An 18,723-nucleotide genomic window follows, 5' to 3' on the forward strand; every position below is an offset into this window, starting at 1 on the left:
CTCAATATTTTGTGATGTTACTTGCTTCTTACGCCTGATCCGGTTTGTGAATGATTGCCTGAGGCTGTTTTAATCCTTAGTCTTGGTGATGCCGGCTACTTCACTATCCGGATCTGATCACGGGTAATGCGCATGATAAAATTCAGCACTATTTTATTGAAGGTTCTTGTCTTGAACGCATCTCACCCTACCAAATTAGTTATTGCTTCCCGTGAAAGTCGTCTCGCCATGTGGCAGGCAGAACATGTCCGTGATCGCCTTGCCGCGTTGTACCCTGATTGCGAGATTGCCATTCTTGGTATGACAACGCGTGGCGATCAGATTCTGGATCGTGCTTTGTCCAAAGTCGGCGGTAAGGGTTTGTTTGTCAAGGAGCTTGAAGTCGCGATGGCAGAGGGGCGTGCCGATTTGGCGGTGCATTCGCTGAAAGACGTGCCGATGGATCTGCCTGAAGGTTTTGACCTGGCGGCGGTGCTGGAACGTGAAGACCCGCGTGATGCCTTTGTGTCTAATCAATATGCCGGTCTGGAACAGTTACCGGTAGGGTCGGTAGTCGGCACCAGCAGCCTGCGTCGCCAGGCACTGATTGCAGCTCGGTTTCCACATTTGCTTATCCGCCCTTTGCGCGGCAACCTGGATACGCGTTTGCGTAAGCTCGATAGCGGTGAATATGCCGCGATTATTCTGGCGGCGGCAGGCTTAAAGCGTCTGGGTTTGCCTGACAGAATTCGTGCTTATCTGGAGCCAGAGCAAAGTTTGCCAGCAGCAGGGCAAGGTGCTATGGCGATTGAAATTCCTGATCATCGTCCGGAATTAAAAACCTGGTTGGCTGCCTTGAATCATGCAGAAACGGAGCAGGCGGTCAGTGCCGAACGTACCGTGTCAAAAGCGTTTGGCGGTAGTTGCCAGATTCCATTGGCGGCATTTGCGACGATAAGCGACGGTGTGATGCAGTTGCGTGCCATGGTCGCGTTGCCTGATGGCAGTCGTATTGCGACTGCTGCGGTTAGTGCTGCGGTTCACGATGTAGCTAGCGCGCAAGCCCTAGGTGCGCAGGTTGCCGAGGCACTGGCTGCACAAGATGCAGCGGCGATTTTAGCTGCCTGTAAAGTGGAACCACTTGACACCGCTGGCTGAACTTTCCTCCTCTATGCCGAATCCTGTCGTTCTTACCCGACCTGTAGCGCAGGCGGCTGATTTTGCTGCGCGTATCGCTGCCAGCGGACGAATCGTGATTCCTTTTCCGTTACTGGAAATTCATGGCCTGGCGGATTACAACCTACTAGATGGGGTTCTGGCGAACTTATCGGATTTTGGCCTGATTGCGTTTGTCAGTCCGAATGCGATTCGTGCGGTTTTTTCTCGTATCCCTTGCTTACCTGTTCAGCTTCCTGTGGCAGTCATGGGACAAGGGAGCCTGGCGACGCTTGCTGAATTTGGGATCCGTCCGGCTGCTGCGATTGATGAAGGCTGCGGAAGCAATCAGCACGAGAGAGTGATTTTTTATCCACGCAATCCTGAACGTACCGATTCGGAAACCTTGCTCGACGAGCTGGATATTCCATCGCTGCGCTTAAAAAAGGTGCTGATTATTCGCGGCGAGACCGGACGCGAACTACTGGCAGATCGCTTGCGAGCGCAAGGCGTTGACGTCACGCAGGTAGCCGCTTACCGCCGTGCAGCCCCTATTTTTACTTTGGAGCGGCAACAACAGTTAGCGCAACTACTTGAGTCCAGCAATGACTGGCTTGTGACGAGCTCCGAAGCCTTACACACAGCGCTGAGCTGGGCGCAGCAGTCAGGCGGACAGAATTTCGTGGCAAAATTGCAACATCAACATTTGATCGTACCGCACGTCCGCATCGCTGAAACTGCGCAAAAATCAGGATTTCAATCGATAACTCTCTCAGGTTCTGGCGACGAACATCTACTTGTCGCGTTACAATCTCGTCTATGAACGATACGCACTCATCATCTGACACTACATCGATGGATAAAACGCCTGAAACACTTACGCCACAGCCCTTACCTCAGGTTCAGCCTGACGGCACAAAGGCGCTTGGCCTGACCCAACCAGCCTACATCGTAGCTGGCGTGCTTGCCGTTTTGCTGGCCGCTAGCTGGTGGTCATCGCAAAACCAGATCAGTGCCTTGCGCGAAGAGGTCGCCAAGCGGCTGCAAACAGCTGATTCGACCAGCAGCGAGACCAAAGTGCTCGCTAAGACAGTACAAGAAAGCAGCAAAGAAATTCAAGCTAAGGTGACTTTGCTTGAAGGTAAACAAACTGAAGCGCAGGGACAACAACTGGCGCTGGAGCAGCTTTATCAGGATTTGTCCAAAAACCGTGATGAATGGGCACTGGCGGAGATTGAGCAGGTGCTGGCGACGGCGAGTCAGCAACTTCAGCTGGCGGGTAATGTGCAGGGCGCGTTGATCGCGTTGCAAAATGCCGATAGCCGCTTGGCTAAATCTGAAAAACCCCAATTTATTACGATACGCCGTGCTATCGCTAAAGACATCGAGAAGCTGAAATCCTTGCCCATCCTTGATTTGACGGGCATTGCCCTGCGCCTTGATAGCGTGATTGCTCAGGTCGACCATATTCCTTTATGGGCAGATGAAAAATCAGTGGTCTCGGCAACGCCACCTAAAGCACCTTTACGGGTTTTGCCAAGATCCGCTAATGTAAATAAAAACGGTAAAAAGACGGCGGAGGAAGAGATTCCCGAAAACACCTGGAGCATGCGGGCTCAGGATGCCTGGCAGAGTTTTTCCAGCGAGATGTGGAACGAAGTCAAACAATTGATACGCGTTCGTAATGTCGAATCGCCGGATGCTTTATTGCTGAATCCTTCGCAGAGTTATTTTGCGCGTGAGAATTTGAAACTCCGTTTGTTGAATGCGCGCCTGGCACTTTTATCCAGAAATGAAAGCACCTTCCGTAGCGATATGATTGCCGCGCAAGATGCCATTACCAAATATTTTGATACGCGCGCTAAACAGACGCAAACGGTGCAGGCTTTATTGAGACAAGTGCAGGGCAGCAATCTGTCGATCGAAATGCCGACTCTGGCCGATAGCCTGAACGCGGTTCGTAATTACAAAGTGAAGCCTTAGGGATCGTTGAGAATATGCGTCTTTTTATCCGGCTTCTGATTTTATTTGCACTGGCAGTTGGTCTGGCTGTAGGTGCCCGCTTTAATCCCGGCAATGTGGTGTTGTTCTATCCGCCTTACAGGATAGATTTGTCACTGAATTTCTTCCTGTTCCTGATGCTGGTCTTGTTTGTGGTGATTTATCTGGTCATCCGTACCATCGTCGCGACGCAAAAAATGCCACGTAAAGTTGCGGCGTATCGCCAGAGCAAGCGCGAGCGCGACGGCAACAAAGCATTGAGAGAATCGCTTAAAGCCTTATTTGAGGGGCGTTTTGGTCATGCCGAAAAAGCCGCTTTACGTGCAATCGAATTGCCAGAAAATTCTGGCGTGGCGTCTTTGATCGGCGCGCGTGCAGCCCATCATATGAGCCAGTTTGAGCGTCGCGACTCCTGGTTTGCAAGTATCGAAGACGATATTCCGCACAAGACGGCTCGCTTGGTCAGTATGACAGAACTACTGGTCGACGAGCATAAGGCAGAACAAGCCTTAGAGGCAGTGAAGGAGCTGAATGCAAGCGGGACACGCCATATTCAGGTATTACGCTGGGCATTAAAAGCGAATCAGCAAGCCAAAAAATGGCCTGAAGTATTGAAGCTGGTCCGGACTTTGGACAAACACCATGCATTGCATCCGGCACTGTCAAATCGCTTGCGCGAACTCGCTTATGAAGATTTGCTCAAAGATCATGGTCATGATGTCGAATCCATTCGCCGCGTCTGGTATGAAATCCCTGCCAATGACCGAAAAAATCGCTTTGTCGCATTCACTGCGGCAAAAACATTTAATGCCCGCGGTTTGCACGAAGATGCGAGAGCCATTGTAGAAAAAACCTTGGCAGAGGAATGGGATGATCGCTTGATGCGGGTCTATCGTGATGCCTCTGCTGCAGAGGGTTCCGCTGCCTTGTTGTCCCAGATCGATCATTGCGAACGCTGGACCGAGCAGCGTCCTACTGATCCTGAGCTGGCGCTGACTTTAGGTACCTTGTGTCTGAAGCAAAAATTATGGGGCAAGGCGCAGCGTCACATGGAGCAGGCACTGTCCGATGCGATTGAATCCCGAACGGTACGCGAAGCTAATCTTAAGCTTGCGCAGCTCCATGAAGCTCTGGGGCAGACTGAAGAAGCAGCGCAGCATTATCGTCAGTGTGCGATTGCGACTTTGTTATAAGGCATGTTGGCGAGAGATGTTGTTACGCACAATTTGACACAAAAATCGTGCTTGAAAGCAGCTATAATCCAGCCCCATCACATTTTAATTTTTACTTTGAGAGAGCACTATGAGCTTGAATAACGTTCCTGCCGGCCGCGACTTGCCGAAAGATTTCAATGTCATTATTGAAATTCCGATGAATGCTGATCCGATCAAATATGAAGTCGATAAGGATACTGGCGCGATTTTTGTCGATCGTTTTATGGGTACGGCAATGCACTATCCGTGCAACTACGGTTATGTGCCGCAAACCATTGCAGGTGACGGCGATCCAGTCGATGTTCTGGTGATTACACCTTTCCCGCTGATTCCGGGTGTTGTTGTACGTTGCCGTGCAATTGGCGTGCTGAAAATGACAGACGAGGCAGGTAACGATGCCAAAGTGCTGGCAGTTCCTGTCGATAAAATTCTGTCAATCTATTCTCACTGGCAAAAACCGGAAGACATGAACGAATTGCGTTTGCGTCAGATCCAGCATTTCTTTGAACATTACAAAGATCTGGAAAAAGGTAAATGGGTCAAAGTCGAAGGCTGGGGCGGACCTGATGATGCACATAAAGAAATTATGGATGGCGTCGCTAACTACAAGCCGTAATCTTTAGTAATGTAGCGACTTTTAGCATCAGTAAGCATCAGCATTTGTGTTTGACGGATGCTGAATGCAGTGAAAAAGCACAGATTTCTGTGCTTTTTTTATTGGTCGTGCAGCCTATTTCAGTGAGTAAGCTGCCACCAGACCTATTGCTGCAATCAGCGCAAGCCAACTGATCCAGGAGATACTCGGCTTATCATCGTTGCCGACATCACTACTGTCTTTGCCACCTTGTTTGCGCTTGCGTTTTAAGCGTTGATCCCGCTCCAGGACTTTTTGTAAGGCATGCGCCATTTCTGCCGCACTTGCATAACGATCCGCAGGATTTTTCTGCATCGCTTTTGAGACAATATTCGACAAACTTACGGATACGTTCGGATTTAGTTCTGACGGCGGCTTGGCTTGTTTATGTGCGATCTGGTTTAGCAGCTTATCCAGGTCGTTTGACTGAAACGGCTTTTGTTGTGTCAGCATTTCGTACATCACTGCACCCAGTGAAAACACGTCGGTCAGATGATTAACCTGCTGCCCCATTGCCTGCTCGGGCGACATGTAATTCGGCGTGCCCAGAATATTATTGTTGAATAGGGTTTGCTCAGGATTGTCTGGATTCATCAGGATGCGATTCGGGGCACGGGCAATACCAAAATCGACTACTTTCGGCTGCTTATTCGGCAAGATGAAAATATTCGCGGGCTTGATGTCGCGATGTATCACGCCATTGTCATGTGCATAGGCTAGCGCTTCGGCGATTTTATGGATGATATTTGCTGTCTCTATGCTGTCAAAGCGCTTGCCGCTAGCCAGCAATTCACGCAGATCCTTACCTTGTAAAAATTCCATCGCGATAAACGTCGTGCCTCCCTCGCTGGAGGCATCAAATATGGTGACAATATTCTGATGAGAGAGACGGCCGGCGGCGCGAGCTTCATTAATAAATTGTTGCTCACGTTGTTTTTTATCTGCAATGCCATGGCTAGTACCAAGGATTTTGATCGCAACAGCACGATCAATGACAGGATCATGGCCTAAAAATACGGCGCCATTCGACCCTTTGCCTAACTTGTCTGTCAGATAAAAGCGGCCAATTCGGCGCACAGGAAGTCCTTGTGCCGAGCTTTGCGCGCTAGATGGGGTCGTCGATGAAGATGTCATTGATACAGCATGCCTTGGACCGGGAAGAAATTCAAGTGTTTACAGAATTCATTCTTTTTTTGCCTTTACCCGTTCAGGCTTTTATCCGCATTTTTAAAGGGTATACGATCATTCAGCTCGTTGTAGTAATGGGCGATTCCCTCGGTTTCTCTCTCCAGGAAATGAGCAACCGCATCTGAGAATTCCGGCCGTGCTAAAAAATGTAGTGAGCAGGTTTTTTGCGGTAAAAACCCTCTCGCCATTTTATGTTCGCCTTGTGCACCGCCTTCAAATATACCGATGTTGTTTGCAATGCAAAACTCAATCGCCTGATAGTAGGCGGTCTCAAAATGTAAACAAGGAACCTCTTCAATGCATCCCCAATAGCGGCCATACAGGCGCGCGTCGTCATACACCAGTAGTGACGACGCAATTCTTTTGCCATGACGTTCAGCGAAGATAAGATGAAGATGTTCAGGCATGCTTGCCCCGATCCGCTTGAAAAAATCGAGATTCAGGTAAGGTGAGGAATGGTGATCAGCATAGGTATGGTCATAGCAGCGTTTAAAGAATTGCCAGTCCTCCGTCTGCATATCTTTGCCTGCGATATGTTGGAAAGTCACCCCGGCATCCCTAACCTTGCGTCGCTCGGCACGAATATTTTTTCGTTTTTTTTGTTCCAATTGGGAAAGAAATTGCTCAAAATTGAGGTAATCTCTGTTTGTCCAGTGAAACTGAATGCCAGTCCGAAGTAAATAACCCCTGGCTTGTAATAACTCCGCCTCTGATTGAGCAGGAAAAAGTATATGCGCTGACGAGTAAGCGCCGCTTACCATATGCTTTTCAAGCGCATCCAGTAGCGCTAGCCGCGCATTCTGATCTTGAGCAAGCAGGCGATTGCCGGCAACAGGAGTGAATGGAATTGCCGACAGTAATTTAGGATAATAGTGAAAACCATGTCTTTGATAGGCATCGGCCCAAGCCCAATCAAATACATACTCTCCGTAAGAATGCATTTTTTCATATAACGGCATAGCGGCAAGTAAATGATCTGCATCCCAAATCGTCAGATATTGAGGATGCCAGCCAGTGTTAACTGATGCGGATCCGGATTCATGCAATGCATGCAGGAACGCGTGTGACAGAAATGGATTGCCGTCAGCTTGCTGGTCAAGTAAGGCATCCCATTGGTTTGCTGATATCTCTGACAACGAATCGAGCACTCGCGTGCGATAATGTATCTGTTTCGACATGTTGTCTGTGTTATTCATAGTTCAGCATCAATTCAAACTCAGTTTTCATCACTCATTTTTTTCAAAAGTCAGACCAGGTACCATGACAGTAAAAGTTGCAATCGCCCAGATGAACAGCGTGGTTGGTGATCTCGCCGGTAACGCTACTCAGATTATCGACTATGTTCAGCGCGCTTATAAACAAGGCGCTGATATCGTCGTCACGCCTGAATTATCGCTGGTCGGTTATCCGCCTGAAGATTTATTGCTGCGCAGTGCATTCTACGCAAAAACTCAGGAAACATTATTGAGTCTTGCGACAAGTCTGGCCAGCATGCCGGATGTGCACGTGCTGATCGGCTATCCGGAAGAGAATAACGGTGCGCGTTATAACGCGGTGGCGGTTCTGTGCAACGGTATTGTCGCAGGCCGTTACTGGAAACATGACCTGCCAAATGACATGGTCTTTGACGAGAAGCGGTACTTCTCGTCCGGTAAAGATACCTTGGTGTTCGATGTAAAAGGGACTCGTTTCGGCGTCAATATTTGTGAAGATACCTGGTATCCCAATGCGCCTGGTCTGGCGCGCCAGGCGGGTGCAGAGGTATTGCTGGTACCGAATGGTTCGCCATACCATATGAGCAAACAGCATCAGCGCTACGACGTGATGCGTGCCAACGTTACGGATCAGGGAATGTCCCTCGTCTACGCGAATCTGGTGGGTGGGCAAGATGAGTTGATTTTTGACGGTAATTCTTTTGTCATGGATGAGCATGGTGCATTGCTGACCCAGCTAAAACATTGTGAAGAAGATTTGCAGATCATCGAATTTCATGGGGCGACACCTAAGATAATTCATGCTGAGCAAGCAGAACAGAGTAGTCCGCTCAGTATAGAGGCACAGGTATATCAGGCGCTGGTGCTGGGCGTTCGTGATTATGTCAGTAAAAATGGATTTCCTAGTATCGTCCTCGGTTTATCTGGTGGCGTCGACTCCGCGCTGGTGCTGGCGATTGCCGTTGATGCTCTAGGTGCCGATAAAGTCAGGGCGGTCATGATGCCATCCCCGTATACCGCAGAAATTTCCTGGCTGGATTCACGTGAAATGGTCGATGGTCTTGGTGTGCGCTACGACGAAATCTCAATTGCAGACTGTTTCAGCGCATTCCGTACCACATTGAGCCAGGAATTTGCTGGCTTGGCTGAAGACACTACTGAAGAAAATATTCAGGCACGGATACGTGGCACCATTTTGATGGCCTTGTCGAATAAATATGGATCCATCGTTCTGACGACGGGTAATAAGAGTGAAATGGCGGTAGGTTATTGCACTTTATACGGTGATATGGCGGGCGGTTTTGCAGTGATCAAAGACATTGCTAAAACCTTGGTATATCGTTTATGTGCTTACCGTAACAGCCTTTCACCAGTCATACCTGAGCGCATCCTGACCCGTGCGCCATCTGCTGAATTGCGGCCAGATCAGACGGACCAGGATTCTTTGCCGCCGTACGAGGTGTTGGACGGCATCATGCAGCGGTATATGGAAGAAAATCAAAGTCGCGCGGAGATTGTCGCTGCCGGTTACCGTGAAGAGGACGTTGAAAGAATCACACGGTTGATTAAAATCAATGAGTACAAACGCCGCCAGGCCCCAGTCGGCATCCGGGTCACGCACCGTGCATTTGGCCGCGACTGGCGTTATCCGATTACGTCAAAATTCCGCGATTGAGTCAGTGTCTTTTTATCGATCATATTTCAAACTATAAAATTCAAGGATAAAAAAATGAAACAAATTACTGCAGTGATTAAACCTTTTAAGCTCGATGAAGTTCGTGAGGCGTTGGCAGAAGTTGGCGTCACCGGATTGACTGTAACGGAAGTCAAAGGATTTGGCCGTCAAAAAGGACACACCGAACTTTATCGTGGTGCTGAGTATGTTGTCGATTTTTTGCCGAAAGTTAAAGTAGAAGTCGTTGTTGATGACAATGTATGCGATCACGTTGTTGACGCTATCATTAAAGCGGCACACACCGGTAAAATCGGTGATGGCAAAATTTTTGTACAAAATGTAGAGCAGGTCATCCGTATCCGTACGGGTGAGACCGGTTCTGACGCTGTTTAACCCCAATTAAACAGGTTGATTATGCAAATTATCCGTCGACGCTTGTCACGCTCTCTGGCGAGCCTTTTATTACTCGGCGTAACGGCCTCTGCGGTTGCAGAGCAGGGCGTTACAGAACAAAAGATTATTCTGGGACAATCGGCTGCGTTCTCCGGCCCCGCAGCGCAGCTAGGTATTCAGCTACATGCCGGTGCAAAAGCCTATTTTGATCAGGTTAACTCAACTGGTGGCGTGCATGGCCGTAAGATCGAGATCATCAAAATGGATGATAAGTATGAGGCCGAGCTTGCTGCAGCCAATACCAAAAAATTGATCGAGAACGAAGATGTCTTCGCGTTATTTGGTTACGTCGGAACGCCGACCAGTAATGCTTCGCTACCGATTTTTACTGCAGCAAAGGTACCATTCTTCGCTCCGTTTACTGGTGCACAGTCTTTGCGTGAACCGTTAAATCGCCAGATTTTTAATATCCGAGGTTCTTACTTTGATGAGACGGAGCATCTGGTCGAGCGTCTGGTCAGAACCGGGATAAAAAACATTGCCGTGTTTTATCAGAACGATGCTTACGGCAAAGCTGGCTTGGCTGGCGTTGAACGTGCTCTGAAAAAAATGAACGTACAGATGGTAGAGACTGCAACGGTGGAGCGTAACAGCACCGATGTCGCCAAGGCCATTGAAAAAATCTTACCAAAGCGTCCGGACGCGATTATCCAGATCAGTGCGTACTCTTCATGCGCTGCCTATATCAAAGAAATGCGTAAGGCGGGTTATACCGGTCAATTTTACAATGTGTCGTTTGTAGGTAGTCAGGCGCTGGCAGATGCTTTGGGCAAAGAAGGTCCGGGGATTGTGATTTCTCAGGTTGTCCCTTTTCCCTGGCATGCTGCGACACCTGTCGTCGCTGAGTACACCAAGGTCATGCAAAAGGCGGGCATTACCGATCTTAATTTTTCTAGCTTGGAGGGCTTTATTGCGGCCAAGGTCTTCGTTGAAGGATTGCGTCGCTCAGGCCGTAACCTGACACGTGAAAAACTGATTTCATCTTTAGAATCTATCAATAGTGCGAACTACGATGTTGGCGGCTTTGATGTGAATTTTTCACCGACGAGCCACAATGGGTCAAAATATGTCGATATGACCGTGATTTCTAAAGACGGTAAATTCCGTAATTAAATTCAGGCAAAGTTCCACTGTGTCGGTTTGAATCGGCACGGTGATAGCACGACGCAGTTTTTAGCTGGATTTAAGCAGTACAATCAAAGCGCCGGAACCACCATCCGGCGCTGTCGCTTGGCTAAATGCCAGTACCTCATCTTTTTGTATCAACCAGTTTTTAACCTTGTTCTTTAAGACAGGTTCTTTATTGACTGATCCCAGACCTTTGCCGTGAATAATCCTGACGCAGCGGTGTTCATTGCGCAAGCATCGACGTAAAAACTCACCAAGACTATCTCTGGCCTGATCGCGTCGCATCCCGTGCAGGTCAAGCTGTGCCTGTATCGTCCAGTGACCAGTGCGGAGTTTTTTTGCGACATCTATCCCGACACCTGCCCTTGTATAGCTCAGGCCGTCATCGGTATCTAGCAGGCTGCTCGCATCGAATTCGTCGGATAACGATTCCTGTAACGCTGCGCGCTCGTCGGCAATGTGCTGAAAGGGAATGGGTTGAGGTCGGACTAATGGAGCAGTGTGCTTGGCGGCCGTCTTCAGCGGCGCTACCTCGCCCACACTATTGCGGAAAATATTTGCTTCCAGCTTCGCCTGATGCTCCCGCTTAGCGCGTTCAGCATCTTCTTTTTGACGAAGCTCTTCTTGTTGTTTTAACTGCTGACCTAAGTTCTTCAGGTCAGCAAAGTTTTTTAATGAAGCAGGCATGGATTGATACGATTAACTGGATTAAGTTTCCAGATAGCGTTGCGCATCCAGTGCTGCCATACAACCCGTACCGGCGCTGGTGATGGCCTGGCGATAGATGTGATCCTGCACGTCACCGGCAGCGAATACGCCAGGGATGCTGGTCGCTGTTGCCATGCCTTCTAGGCCGGTTTTGGTTTTGATGTAGCCGTTATGCATATCGAGCTGTCCATCGAAAATACCGGTATTAGGTTTGTGTCCGATCGCAATAAACACGCCATGTAAAGTCACGTCGCTGATGTTGCCATCTGCGGATTTGATCTTGATGCCAGTCACGCCGGAATCATCGCCGATGACTTCTTCCAGTGTGTGATTCCACTTGATCTCGATTTTGCCTTCTGCGACTTTGGCCATCAATCTGTCGATCAGGATCGCTTCTGCACGGAATTTATCGCGGCGATGTACTACCGTGACTTTGCTCGCGATGTTCGATAAATACAGTGCTTCTTCCACCGCCGTATTGCCGCCGCCAACGACGGCGACTTCTTTAGCACGATAGAAGAATCCGTCACAAGTTGCGCAGGCAGACACACCTTTACCCATGAATGCTTGTTCAGACGGTAGGCCGAGATATTGGGCGGACGCACCTGTGGCGATAATCAGTGAGTCGCAGGTGTATTCGGCCTGATCGCCGATCAGGCGGATTGGTTTTTCGTTGAGTTTAGCGGTATGAATGTAGTCGAAAATGATTTCAGTGTTAAAGCGCTCTGCGTGTTGCAAAAAGCGTTGCATCAATTCCGGTCCTTGCACCCCCATAGGATCCGCTGGCCAGTTTTCTACATCGGTCGTCGTCATTAATTGGCCGCCTTGTTCTACGCCGGTGATCAATACCGGTTTCAGGTTTGCGCGTGCCGCATACACTGCTGCTGAGTAACCTGCAGGGCCAGAGCCAAGGATCAAGACATGAGCGTGTTTTGGAGTAGTGGTAGTTGACATAGGCTAGCCTGAAAATGATGTTGGGATGACGTGCTATCAATAATAGCGTAGTAAAAAGTGCTTACAAAACCTGCCGGAAGTTAATACAAGATACCGATAATTTATTTGTTAATGTCATTTGGAAATGGCGCTAAACAGCATAATTTCAAGATAAATCAGTGATTTACATTCCTGTGATAAAGCCGGGCAGTGACAAGCCAAGATTATAGTCGATTACGGCGCGACGGACTTTTCGCTCGTTTTTTTCGGAAAGGTATTTAGATGTTGTTTTAATGCTAAATCTGAAGAATCGTGTAAGAAGCGCAGTCAGATTTGGCGACACTTATCAAGCATGCTATCTTATGGTGGTTTTCCACTTGATTGCGTCTGGCTGTTTACCCTGAAATATGACTACTAACAATAACGAAGCCTACACACGCAACCGCAATAAAACGCCAGCACCGCCTCTGCCGAACCGTCTGGTGATTTTATTGACCGAGGCGCGCTGGATGGTGTTTGCCGCTTTGTGCGTTTATCTGGTCTTGATTTTGTTCACGTATAACAAACTAGACCCGGCCTGGTCACATGCCAGCGTGGTACCCAAAATTCATAATCTCGGTGGCAGGGTCGGTGCCTGGTTTGCAGATTTGTTCCTGTTCATTTTTGGCTTGTCTGCCTGGTGGTGGTGTATCGTCTTGATCCGGCTGGTGTGGGAAGATTATCGTCAGTTAAGCAAGCGATTTTTAGTAGAAGCTGATCAGGAAAAAGCACATCAGTACGAAAAATTCATTCAGGCTGCGGGATTTACCCTGCTCATGATTGGCAGCATGGGAATTGAATACCTGCGTATGTATTCCCTGAAAACACCACTGCCGCGAGCGCCGGGCGGAGTACTTGGTGAATTGGTTGGCGGCGCAGCCTTCAATGCTTTCGGCTTTACCGGATCGACCTTGTTGCTACTCCTGTTTTTTGCGCTCGGGCTGAGCCTGTATTTTCATGTCTCGTGGTTGCAGATCGCCGAAAAAATTGGTACCGGTATTGAGGGTATGTTTAGCTTCATTCAAAATAAATATGCTGCACGTGAAGACCGGCGCGTTGGTCAGACTGCGGCTGTCAAGCGTGAAGAAATTGTCGTTACCGAGCGTGCCAAGATCGTTGAAGCGCCGCCGATTCGCATTGAGCCGCAAGTCGTATCGGTACAAAAATCCGAGCGGGTCGAGAAAGAGCGCCAGGTCTCTTTGTTCAACGATATGCCAGATAGTCATTTGCCACCGCTGTCATTGTTAGACGAAGCCCCGCCAGCGCAAGAGACAGTCAGTATTGAAACGCTGGAATTTACCAGCCGCCTGATCGAGAAAAAACTCTCGGACTTTGGAGTCGATGTAAAGGTGGTTGCCGCTTATCCGGGGCCAGTCATTACCCGCTATGAAATTGATCCTGCCACTGGCGTCAAAGGCAGTCAGATTGTTGGCCTGGCACGAGACCTGGCGCGCTCTCTGTCGTTAACTTCCATCCGTGTCGTAGAAACGATTCCCGGTAAAAACTACATGGGATTGGAATTGCCTAATCCTAAGCGCCAGATAGTACGTTTAACAGAAATCCTTGGCTCCAAGGTCTATAACGACAGCGCATCCAGTCTGACGGTTGCTTTGGGTAAAGACATTGGCGGACACGCCGTGGTAGCTGATCTGGCCCGCATGCCGCACTTGCTGGTTGCCGGCACTACAGGCTCCGGTAAATCCGTCGGTATCAATGCCACGATTTTGTCACTGCTATATAAGTCCGATCCGAACGATGTGCGCATGATACTGATTGATCCTAAGATGCTGGAAATGTCGGTGTATGAAGGCATCCCGCATTTGCTGGCGCCGGTCGTCACTGATATGCGTCAGGCGGGTCATGCCCTGAACTGGGCAGTGGCAGAGATGGAGCGCCGCTACAAGCTGATGTCCAAGTTAGGTGTACGTAATCTGGCAGGTTATAACACCAAGATTGCGGAAGCGACCAAGCGCGAAGAACATATTCCAAATCCGTTTAGCCTGACCCCGGATGCTCCGGAGCCGTTAGAAAAATTACCGACGATTGTCATCATCATTGACGAGTTGGCCGATCTGATGATGGTAGTCGGTAAAAAAGTTGAGGAATTAATTGCCCGTATCGCACAGAAAGCCCGTGCCGCCGGTTTGCATCTGATCCTGGCAACTCAACGTCCATCGGTTGACGTGATTACTGGTCTGATCAAGGCGAATATTCCTACCCGTATCGCGTTTCAGGTCAGCAGTAAAATTGACTCAAGAACGATTCTCGATCAGATGGGTGCAGAAGCCTTGCTGGGTATGGGCGATATGCTATACATGCCGCCGGGTACTGGTTTGCCTATTCGTGTACACGGCGCTTTTGTGTCGGATGAAGAAGTGCATAGAGTGGTGCAGCATCTGAAGGCGCAAGGCGAGCCAAATTACATTGAGGGCATCCTTGAAGGTGGCGTGCTGGAGGAGGCTGGAGAGGCAGGTGCCGTAACGGGTGAGGGCGGTGGTGAAGCCGACGCACTGTATGATCAGGCGGTTGCGATCGTTCTCAAGAATCGTCGTGCTTCGATCTCATTAGTACAAAGGCATTTGCGTATAGGCTACAATCGCGCCGCGCGTTTGCTGGAGCAGATGGAGACCAGCGGCGTCGTCTCTACAATGCAATCGAACGGTAATCGTGAGATCCTGGTACCTGCCGGTAATACAGAGTAAGTTTTAACGGCAAATATAAAGCAAGTTCAACATACGTTGTCCGCGGCACTGGCAAAACAGCACCGCACATGAAATGGAATCATCGTGAAAAACCAAGTAACAGGCATTAAAAAGGGCACTCAATCAGGTCGCTGGCTGGCAGCAATCGTATTCAGTTCAATCAGTACTCTAGCATTACCGCTCTTTGCACAAGCGTCAGCAATAGAACAATTTAAATCCTTCGCCGCCGGAAGTAAAAGCGCCAAAGGCGAGTTTGTCCAGCAGCAGGTTAAGCTGGTCGACGGGAAGCCTAAAGTGACTAAAACCTCGACTGGCAACTTTGTATTTGCACGGCCAGGCAAGTTTATCTGGACCTACCTCAAGCCATACGAACAAACCTTGCAGACCGACGGTGAGCAGCTCTATATCTACGACAAAGACCTGAATCAGGTGACGATCAAAAAGATTGGTAATGCTTTGAGTGCGTCTCCCGCAGCGATTTTATTTGGCGGCGGAGAAATAGAAAAAAGCTTCACCCTCAAAGAGATCGGTAACAAGCAAGGACTGGACTGGCTGGAAGCTGTGCCAAAGGAAAAAGATCCCAACTTCGAGCATATCGGCATCGGTATGAAAGATGGCGTGCCCGTTGCACTGGAGCTGCGTGACGGCTTCGGTCAGGTGTCCTTGCTGACACTAAAAAATATAGAAAAGAATCCGGCGATCAAAACAGATCAATTCAAGTTTATCGTGCCTGCCGGAGCCGATGTTTCTCGTCTATGAGTGCACCACGTAAAAATCCAGTGCCGCTGGCGGAGCGCATGCGACCTGCCAGTCTGGATGAAGTCATCGGTCAGCAACATCTGTTAGGCGAAGGCAAACCGCTGCGCATGGCGTTCACCTCCGGTGATCCGCATTCAATGATCTTATGGGGTCCGCCAGGCGTTGGCAAGACCACGCTGGCACGCTTGATGGCGAACGCATTCCATTCAGAATTTATCGCGTTATCGGCAGTCTTGTCGGGTGTCAAAGACATCCGTGAGGCGGTTGAGCGGGCGCAAATTTTGCAAGCCACATCGCAGCGTCGCACGATACTTTTTGTCGATGAAGTGCATCGATTTAATAAAAGCCAGCAAGATGCTTTCTTGCCGCATGTGGAGAGCGGTTTGTTCACCTTTATCGGTGCAACGACAGAGAATCCCTCGTTTGAAGTCAATAGCGCTTTGTTATCCCGTGCTGCCGTCTACGTATTGAAATCCCTGACAGATGCCGATTTGATGTCGATGGTTGATCGTGCCTGTGAGCGCGAGCTTGGTGGACTGACATTTCATCCCGATGCTAAAGCCAGCCTGATCTCCAGCGCCGATGGTGATGGTCGCAAACTGTTGAATAATCTGGATATCGTCGCGCGTGCCGCTGCGGCAAAAGGTTTGCAGGAGGCCGATACAGCGCTGCTGGCGGAGTGTCTGGGTGACGCGTTACGTCGCTTCGATAAAGGCGGGGACGCATTTTACGATCAGATTTCTGCTTTGCATAAGTCGGTGCGCGGCTCTAATCCCGATGCGGCCTTGTACTGGATGGTGCGCATGCTGGATGGAGGCGCAGATCCACGTTATCTCGCCCGTCGTATCGTGCGCATGGCGAGCGAAGATATCGGCCTGGCCGATCCACGCGCGTTACGACTTACTTTAGACGCTGCGGAAACCTATGAGCGCCTGGGCTCTCCCGAAGGGGAACTGGCGCTTGCGCAAGCCGTGGTTTATCTGGCCTGCGCGGCAAAATCGAATGCAGTCTATAAAGCCTATAACGCGGTACGTGCTTTCATCGCGAAAGACAAGTCACGCGCAGTCCCGGAGCATCTGCGCAATGCACCGACCAAGCTAATGAAGGAACTGGGTTACGGCAAACTGTATCGCTACGCACATGATGAGCCTGATGCATATGCAGCGGGTGAAACCTATTTGCCAGAGGGACTAGAGGGGGAGTCCTGGTATCAGCCGGTTCCGCGTGGGCTGGAGATTAAAATTGCCGATAAGCTCGCGTACTTGCGTTCGCTTGATGAAGAGGCTGGATCCGGTTCTTGACCGGCGTCAGCTTGAGAATCGGCGCTGTCAGTCAGCTTGGCGACATATAGCTATTTCGGCCGGGCTAAGCCCGCTTAATTTAACCCTAGATTGAATATACTCCCTCATAGTATTTTTTAATGCACTAATAAGCGTATGCGGCTTAGGGCATATTTTTAAAAAACATAGGGGAGTATATTGCTATGGATAACTTAAAACCTGTTTGCTGCTGATAACCTTACGTTGCTCCATGAAGCTGATAACCGAATCCACCGTAATCGTATCTATCTGTCCGGCCATGCGACGATCAAACGGATGATCGTCGAATGCAACGTTTGCCCGGAACATCCGCGCACCTAGGCGTGTCATCGATGGAATATTCAGTGTCCCGGCCCGATAATTTGCCATACTCAGCCAGCTTTGCGCCTGCTTGCGATCACCGATGTTGACATCGTTCGAGCTTGCGGCGGCTAACAATTCCAGGATCCATTGATTCGAATTCTGATACATCGTTGAATAAGGAAAAGCCAGCATGTTGTAGTGCGGCTCATGCAGCTTTCTTGGTGTATCAGATTTCAGCAAGGCTACTAACTTTTGTTGTAGCGCTGCATCTGGCAATACGATCAGAGTCTCATATGCAAAGGGTGTGTCCATGAAAAAATTACCTAAGCCCTCATCGTACAATTGCGAATTCGCGGTGCCACATTGATTTAATTCATGGACCACCAGCCACTTGCCATCGGGATGGTCGCGCCAGACGATGCCCATGTGCGAGTAGCGCAACTGGTATTTCGATAAATCTTGTCCGACACGCGCAATCATTGCGATTTGTGCACCGCTGGCATCGAGCGCGTTGCGGGTTTTTAGCGCCAGTTCCATCCCTTTCATCAGCGTGCTCGGGTCAAGCGCTTTTTCTTCGCATGAGCGACCTGCGTAACTGCTGGCGGACGTCAGTAAAGCGCTTGCCAGCAGAAGGCTAGCTGTCAATTTGGCGAAAATATTCATGGGTGTGATGAATGTGGTGGCTGTAATGAGAAGGCGTTTGTCGTGTGTCTGGACTGATATTAATGCTGATCGGCTGCCTAAACGCAGTTATCGTGCAACGGAATGGTGGACCAGGCTGCGACCGATTTCATTGGGAATATATGCAATAGCTTGACCCGATACGACCAGCATCGTGCCTGCAGACAAGGCTGTGACCTGCACCACCGTGCCTGCAACGACCGAGACGTTACCTATGGCTTTTTCAGTCAACTTGACTGAGTACCTGGCGCCATCCGAGACGCCTTTAAAAACGACGATGACGCCATCGGCTATTTTTTCAACGGAGACGGCCAGTAAAGTCCCCGATGCTTGTATGCCCTCGGCGGATCCTTCAATCAACACTGCGCCTGACAGAGCCGACAACAAAGATAGACCGGATGCGCCGCAGGAAGGGCAGGACTCTGCCTGTGCAGCCTGAGTCGTCAAGCCGACAGTGCTGCAAGCCAGCATCAACGCCACTGCGCTGGTACGTATCATTGATGTGATCTGCGATGTGAGATGTGTCATACGAGTTCCTGTCAGATGAGCGAGGCAAGTGCGTCTATTGACGATTCACTATTCGCGGCTTGCCCGCAGCCTGTTGTCTGTCGTAAAAAATTTACGCATTCAACAACAAG

17 protein-coding genes are annotated in these 18,723 nt (G+C 49.6%); 11 read left to right on the forward strand and 6 right to left on the reverse strand.

The genetic code is table 11. The features are described 5' to 3' along the window. Positions 1-132: 132 nt before the first annotated feature. From hemC to ppa, 5 genes are all read left to right on the forward strand, one after another. Positions 133-1,137, forward strand: a complete 1,005-nt coding sequence (gene hemC, locus ACO0K3_RS08790; protein ID WP_422983730.1) for a hydroxymethylbilane synthase — start codon at positions 133-135, stop codon at positions 1,135-1,137. Beyond that, positions 1,121-1,957: a uroporphyrinogen-III synthase gene (locus tag ACO0K3_RS08795; protein ID WP_422983732.1), complete on the forward strand. Its 837-nt coding sequence runs from the start codon at positions 1,121-1,123 to the stop codon at positions 1,955-1,957. Before hemC ends, ACO0K3_RS08795 begins: the two co-directional genes overlap by 17 nt. Then, complete coding sequence (locus tag ACO0K3_RS08800) at positions 1,954-3,117, forward strand: uroporphyrinogen-III C-methyltransferase (RefSeq protein WP_422983734.1); 1,164 nt, start codon at positions 1,954-1,956, stop codon at positions 3,115-3,117. Before ACO0K3_RS08795 ends, ACO0K3_RS08800 begins: the two co-directional genes overlap by 4 nt. Before the next feature lie 14 nt (positions 3,118-3,131). Beyond that, positions 3,132-4,328, forward strand: coding sequence for a heme biosynthesis protein HemY (locus ACO0K3_RS08805; RefSeq protein WP_422983736.1), 1,197 nt, complete (start codon positions 3,132-3,134; stop codon positions 4,326-4,328). A 109-nt stretch (positions 4,329-4,437) separates the two neighbouring features. After that, on the forward strand, positions 4,438-4,965 hold the full coding sequence (ppa, locus tag ACO0K3_RS08810; protein WP_422960453.1) for an inorganic diphosphatase: 528 nt from the start codon (positions 4,438-4,440) through the stop codon (positions 4,963-4,965). Positions 4,966-5,079: 114 nt separating this feature from the next. On the opposite strand, the gene ACO0K3_RS08815 is transcribed toward ppa, so the two are convergent. Next, positions 5,080-6,117 carry a serine/threonine protein kinase gene (locus tag ACO0K3_RS08815; RefSeq protein WP_422983738.1) on the reverse strand — a complete coding sequence of 346 codons (1,038 nt, stop codon included), beginning with the start codon at positions 6,115-6,117 and terminating at the stop codon, positions 5,080-5,082. Between the two features lie 65 nt (positions 6,118-6,182). Then, positions 6,183-7,349: a GNAT family N-acetyltransferase gene (locus tag ACO0K3_RS08820; protein ID WP_422983740.1), complete on the reverse strand. Its 1,167-nt coding sequence runs from the start codon at positions 7,347-7,349 to the stop codon at positions 6,183-6,185. Positions 7,350-7,431: 82 nt separating this feature from the next. Between ACO0K3_RS08820 and ACO0K3_RS08825 the strand changes: the two genes are divergently transcribed. From ACO0K3_RS08825 to ACO0K3_RS08835, 3 genes are read left to right on the forward strand one after another with little or no spacing between them, the layout of a single operon-like run. Next, the gene (locus ACO0K3_RS08825) at positions 7,432-9,060 is read left to right on the forward strand and encodes an NAD+ synthase (RefSeq protein WP_422983742.1); all 1,629 of its coding nucleotides are present in this window, start codon (positions 7,432-7,434) and stop codon (positions 9,058-9,060) included. A gap of 54 nt (positions 9,061-9,114) precedes the next feature. After that, positions 9,115-9,453 carry a P-II family nitrogen regulator gene (locus ACO0K3_RS08830; RefSeq protein WP_422955941.1) on the forward strand — a complete coding sequence of 113 codons (339 nt, stop codon included), beginning with the start codon at positions 9,115-9,117 and terminating at the stop codon, positions 9,451-9,453. Between the two features lie 21 nt (positions 9,454-9,474). Continuing rightward, positions 9,475-10,626 carry an ABC transporter substrate-binding protein gene (locus ACO0K3_RS08835; protein WP_422983744.1) on the forward strand — a complete coding sequence of 384 codons (1,152 nt, stop codon included), beginning with the start codon at positions 9,475-9,477 and terminating at the stop codon, positions 10,624-10,626. A 60-nt stretch (positions 10,627-10,686) separates the two neighbouring features. On the opposite strand, the gene ACO0K3_RS08840 is transcribed toward ACO0K3_RS08835, so the two are convergent. Next, on the reverse strand, positions 10,687-11,328 hold the full coding sequence (locus ACO0K3_RS08840; RefSeq protein WP_422983746.1) for a Smr/MutS family protein: 642 nt from the start codon (positions 11,326-11,328) through the stop codon (positions 10,687-10,689). A 21-nt stretch (positions 11,329-11,349) separates the two neighbouring features. Further along, positions 11,350-12,303 (reverse strand): thioredoxin-disulfide reductase, encoded by a 954-nt coding sequence (gene trxB, locus ACO0K3_RS08845; protein ID WP_422983748.1) that lies wholly within the window; start codon positions 12,301-12,303, stop codon positions 11,350-11,352. 386 nt (positions 12,304-12,689) lie between these two features. Between trxB and ACO0K3_RS08850 the strand changes: the two genes are divergently transcribed. The 3 genes from ACO0K3_RS08850 to ACO0K3_RS08860 all read left to right on the forward strand — a co-directional run bounded on the left by ACO0K3_RS08850 (position 12,690) and on the right by ACO0K3_RS08860 (position 17,083). Further along, positions 12,690-15,023: a DNA translocase FtsK gene (locus ACO0K3_RS08850; RefSeq protein WP_422983750.1), complete on the forward strand. Its 2,334-nt coding sequence runs from the start codon at positions 12,690-12,692 to the stop codon at positions 15,021-15,023. Between the two features lie 84 nt (positions 15,024-15,107). Further along, positions 15,108-15,782 carry an outer membrane lipoprotein chaperone LolA gene (gene lolA / locus ACO0K3_RS08855; protein WP_422983752.1) on the forward strand — a complete coding sequence of 225 codons (675 nt, stop codon included), beginning with the start codon at positions 15,108-15,110 and terminating at the stop codon, positions 15,780-15,782. After that, complete coding sequence (locus ACO0K3_RS08860; RefSeq protein WP_422983754.1) at positions 15,779-17,083, forward strand: replication-associated recombination protein A; 1,305 nt, start codon at positions 15,779-15,781, stop codon at positions 17,081-17,083. Before lolA ends, ACO0K3_RS08860 begins: the two co-directional genes overlap by 4 nt. Before the next feature lie 180 nt (positions 17,084-17,263). Here the strand turns inward: ACO0K3_RS08860 and ACO0K3_RS08865 are convergent, their stop codons facing one another. Both ACO0K3_RS08865 and ACO0K3_RS08870 read right to left on the reverse strand, forming a co-directional pair. Next, entirely contained in the window at positions 17,264-18,067 is an 804-nt protein-coding gene (locus ACO0K3_RS08865) for a DUF2145 domain-containing protein (protein ID WP_422983756.1), read from the reverse strand. Between the two features lie 87 nt (positions 18,068-18,154). After that, positions 18,155-18,613 carry a hypothetical protein gene (locus ACO0K3_RS08870; RefSeq protein WP_422983758.1) on the reverse strand — a complete coding sequence of 153 codons (459 nt, stop codon included), beginning with the start codon at positions 18,611-18,613 and terminating at the stop codon, positions 18,155-18,157. Between the last annotated feature and the right edge of the window lie 110 nt (positions 18,614-18,723).

The sequence above is a fragment of the Undibacterium sp. Rencai35W genome (genome assembly GCF_049340185.1).
In the GTDB taxonomy this organism is placed as follows: domain Bacteria; phylum Pseudomonadota; class Gammaproteobacteria; order Burkholderiales; family Burkholderiaceae_D; genus Undibacterium.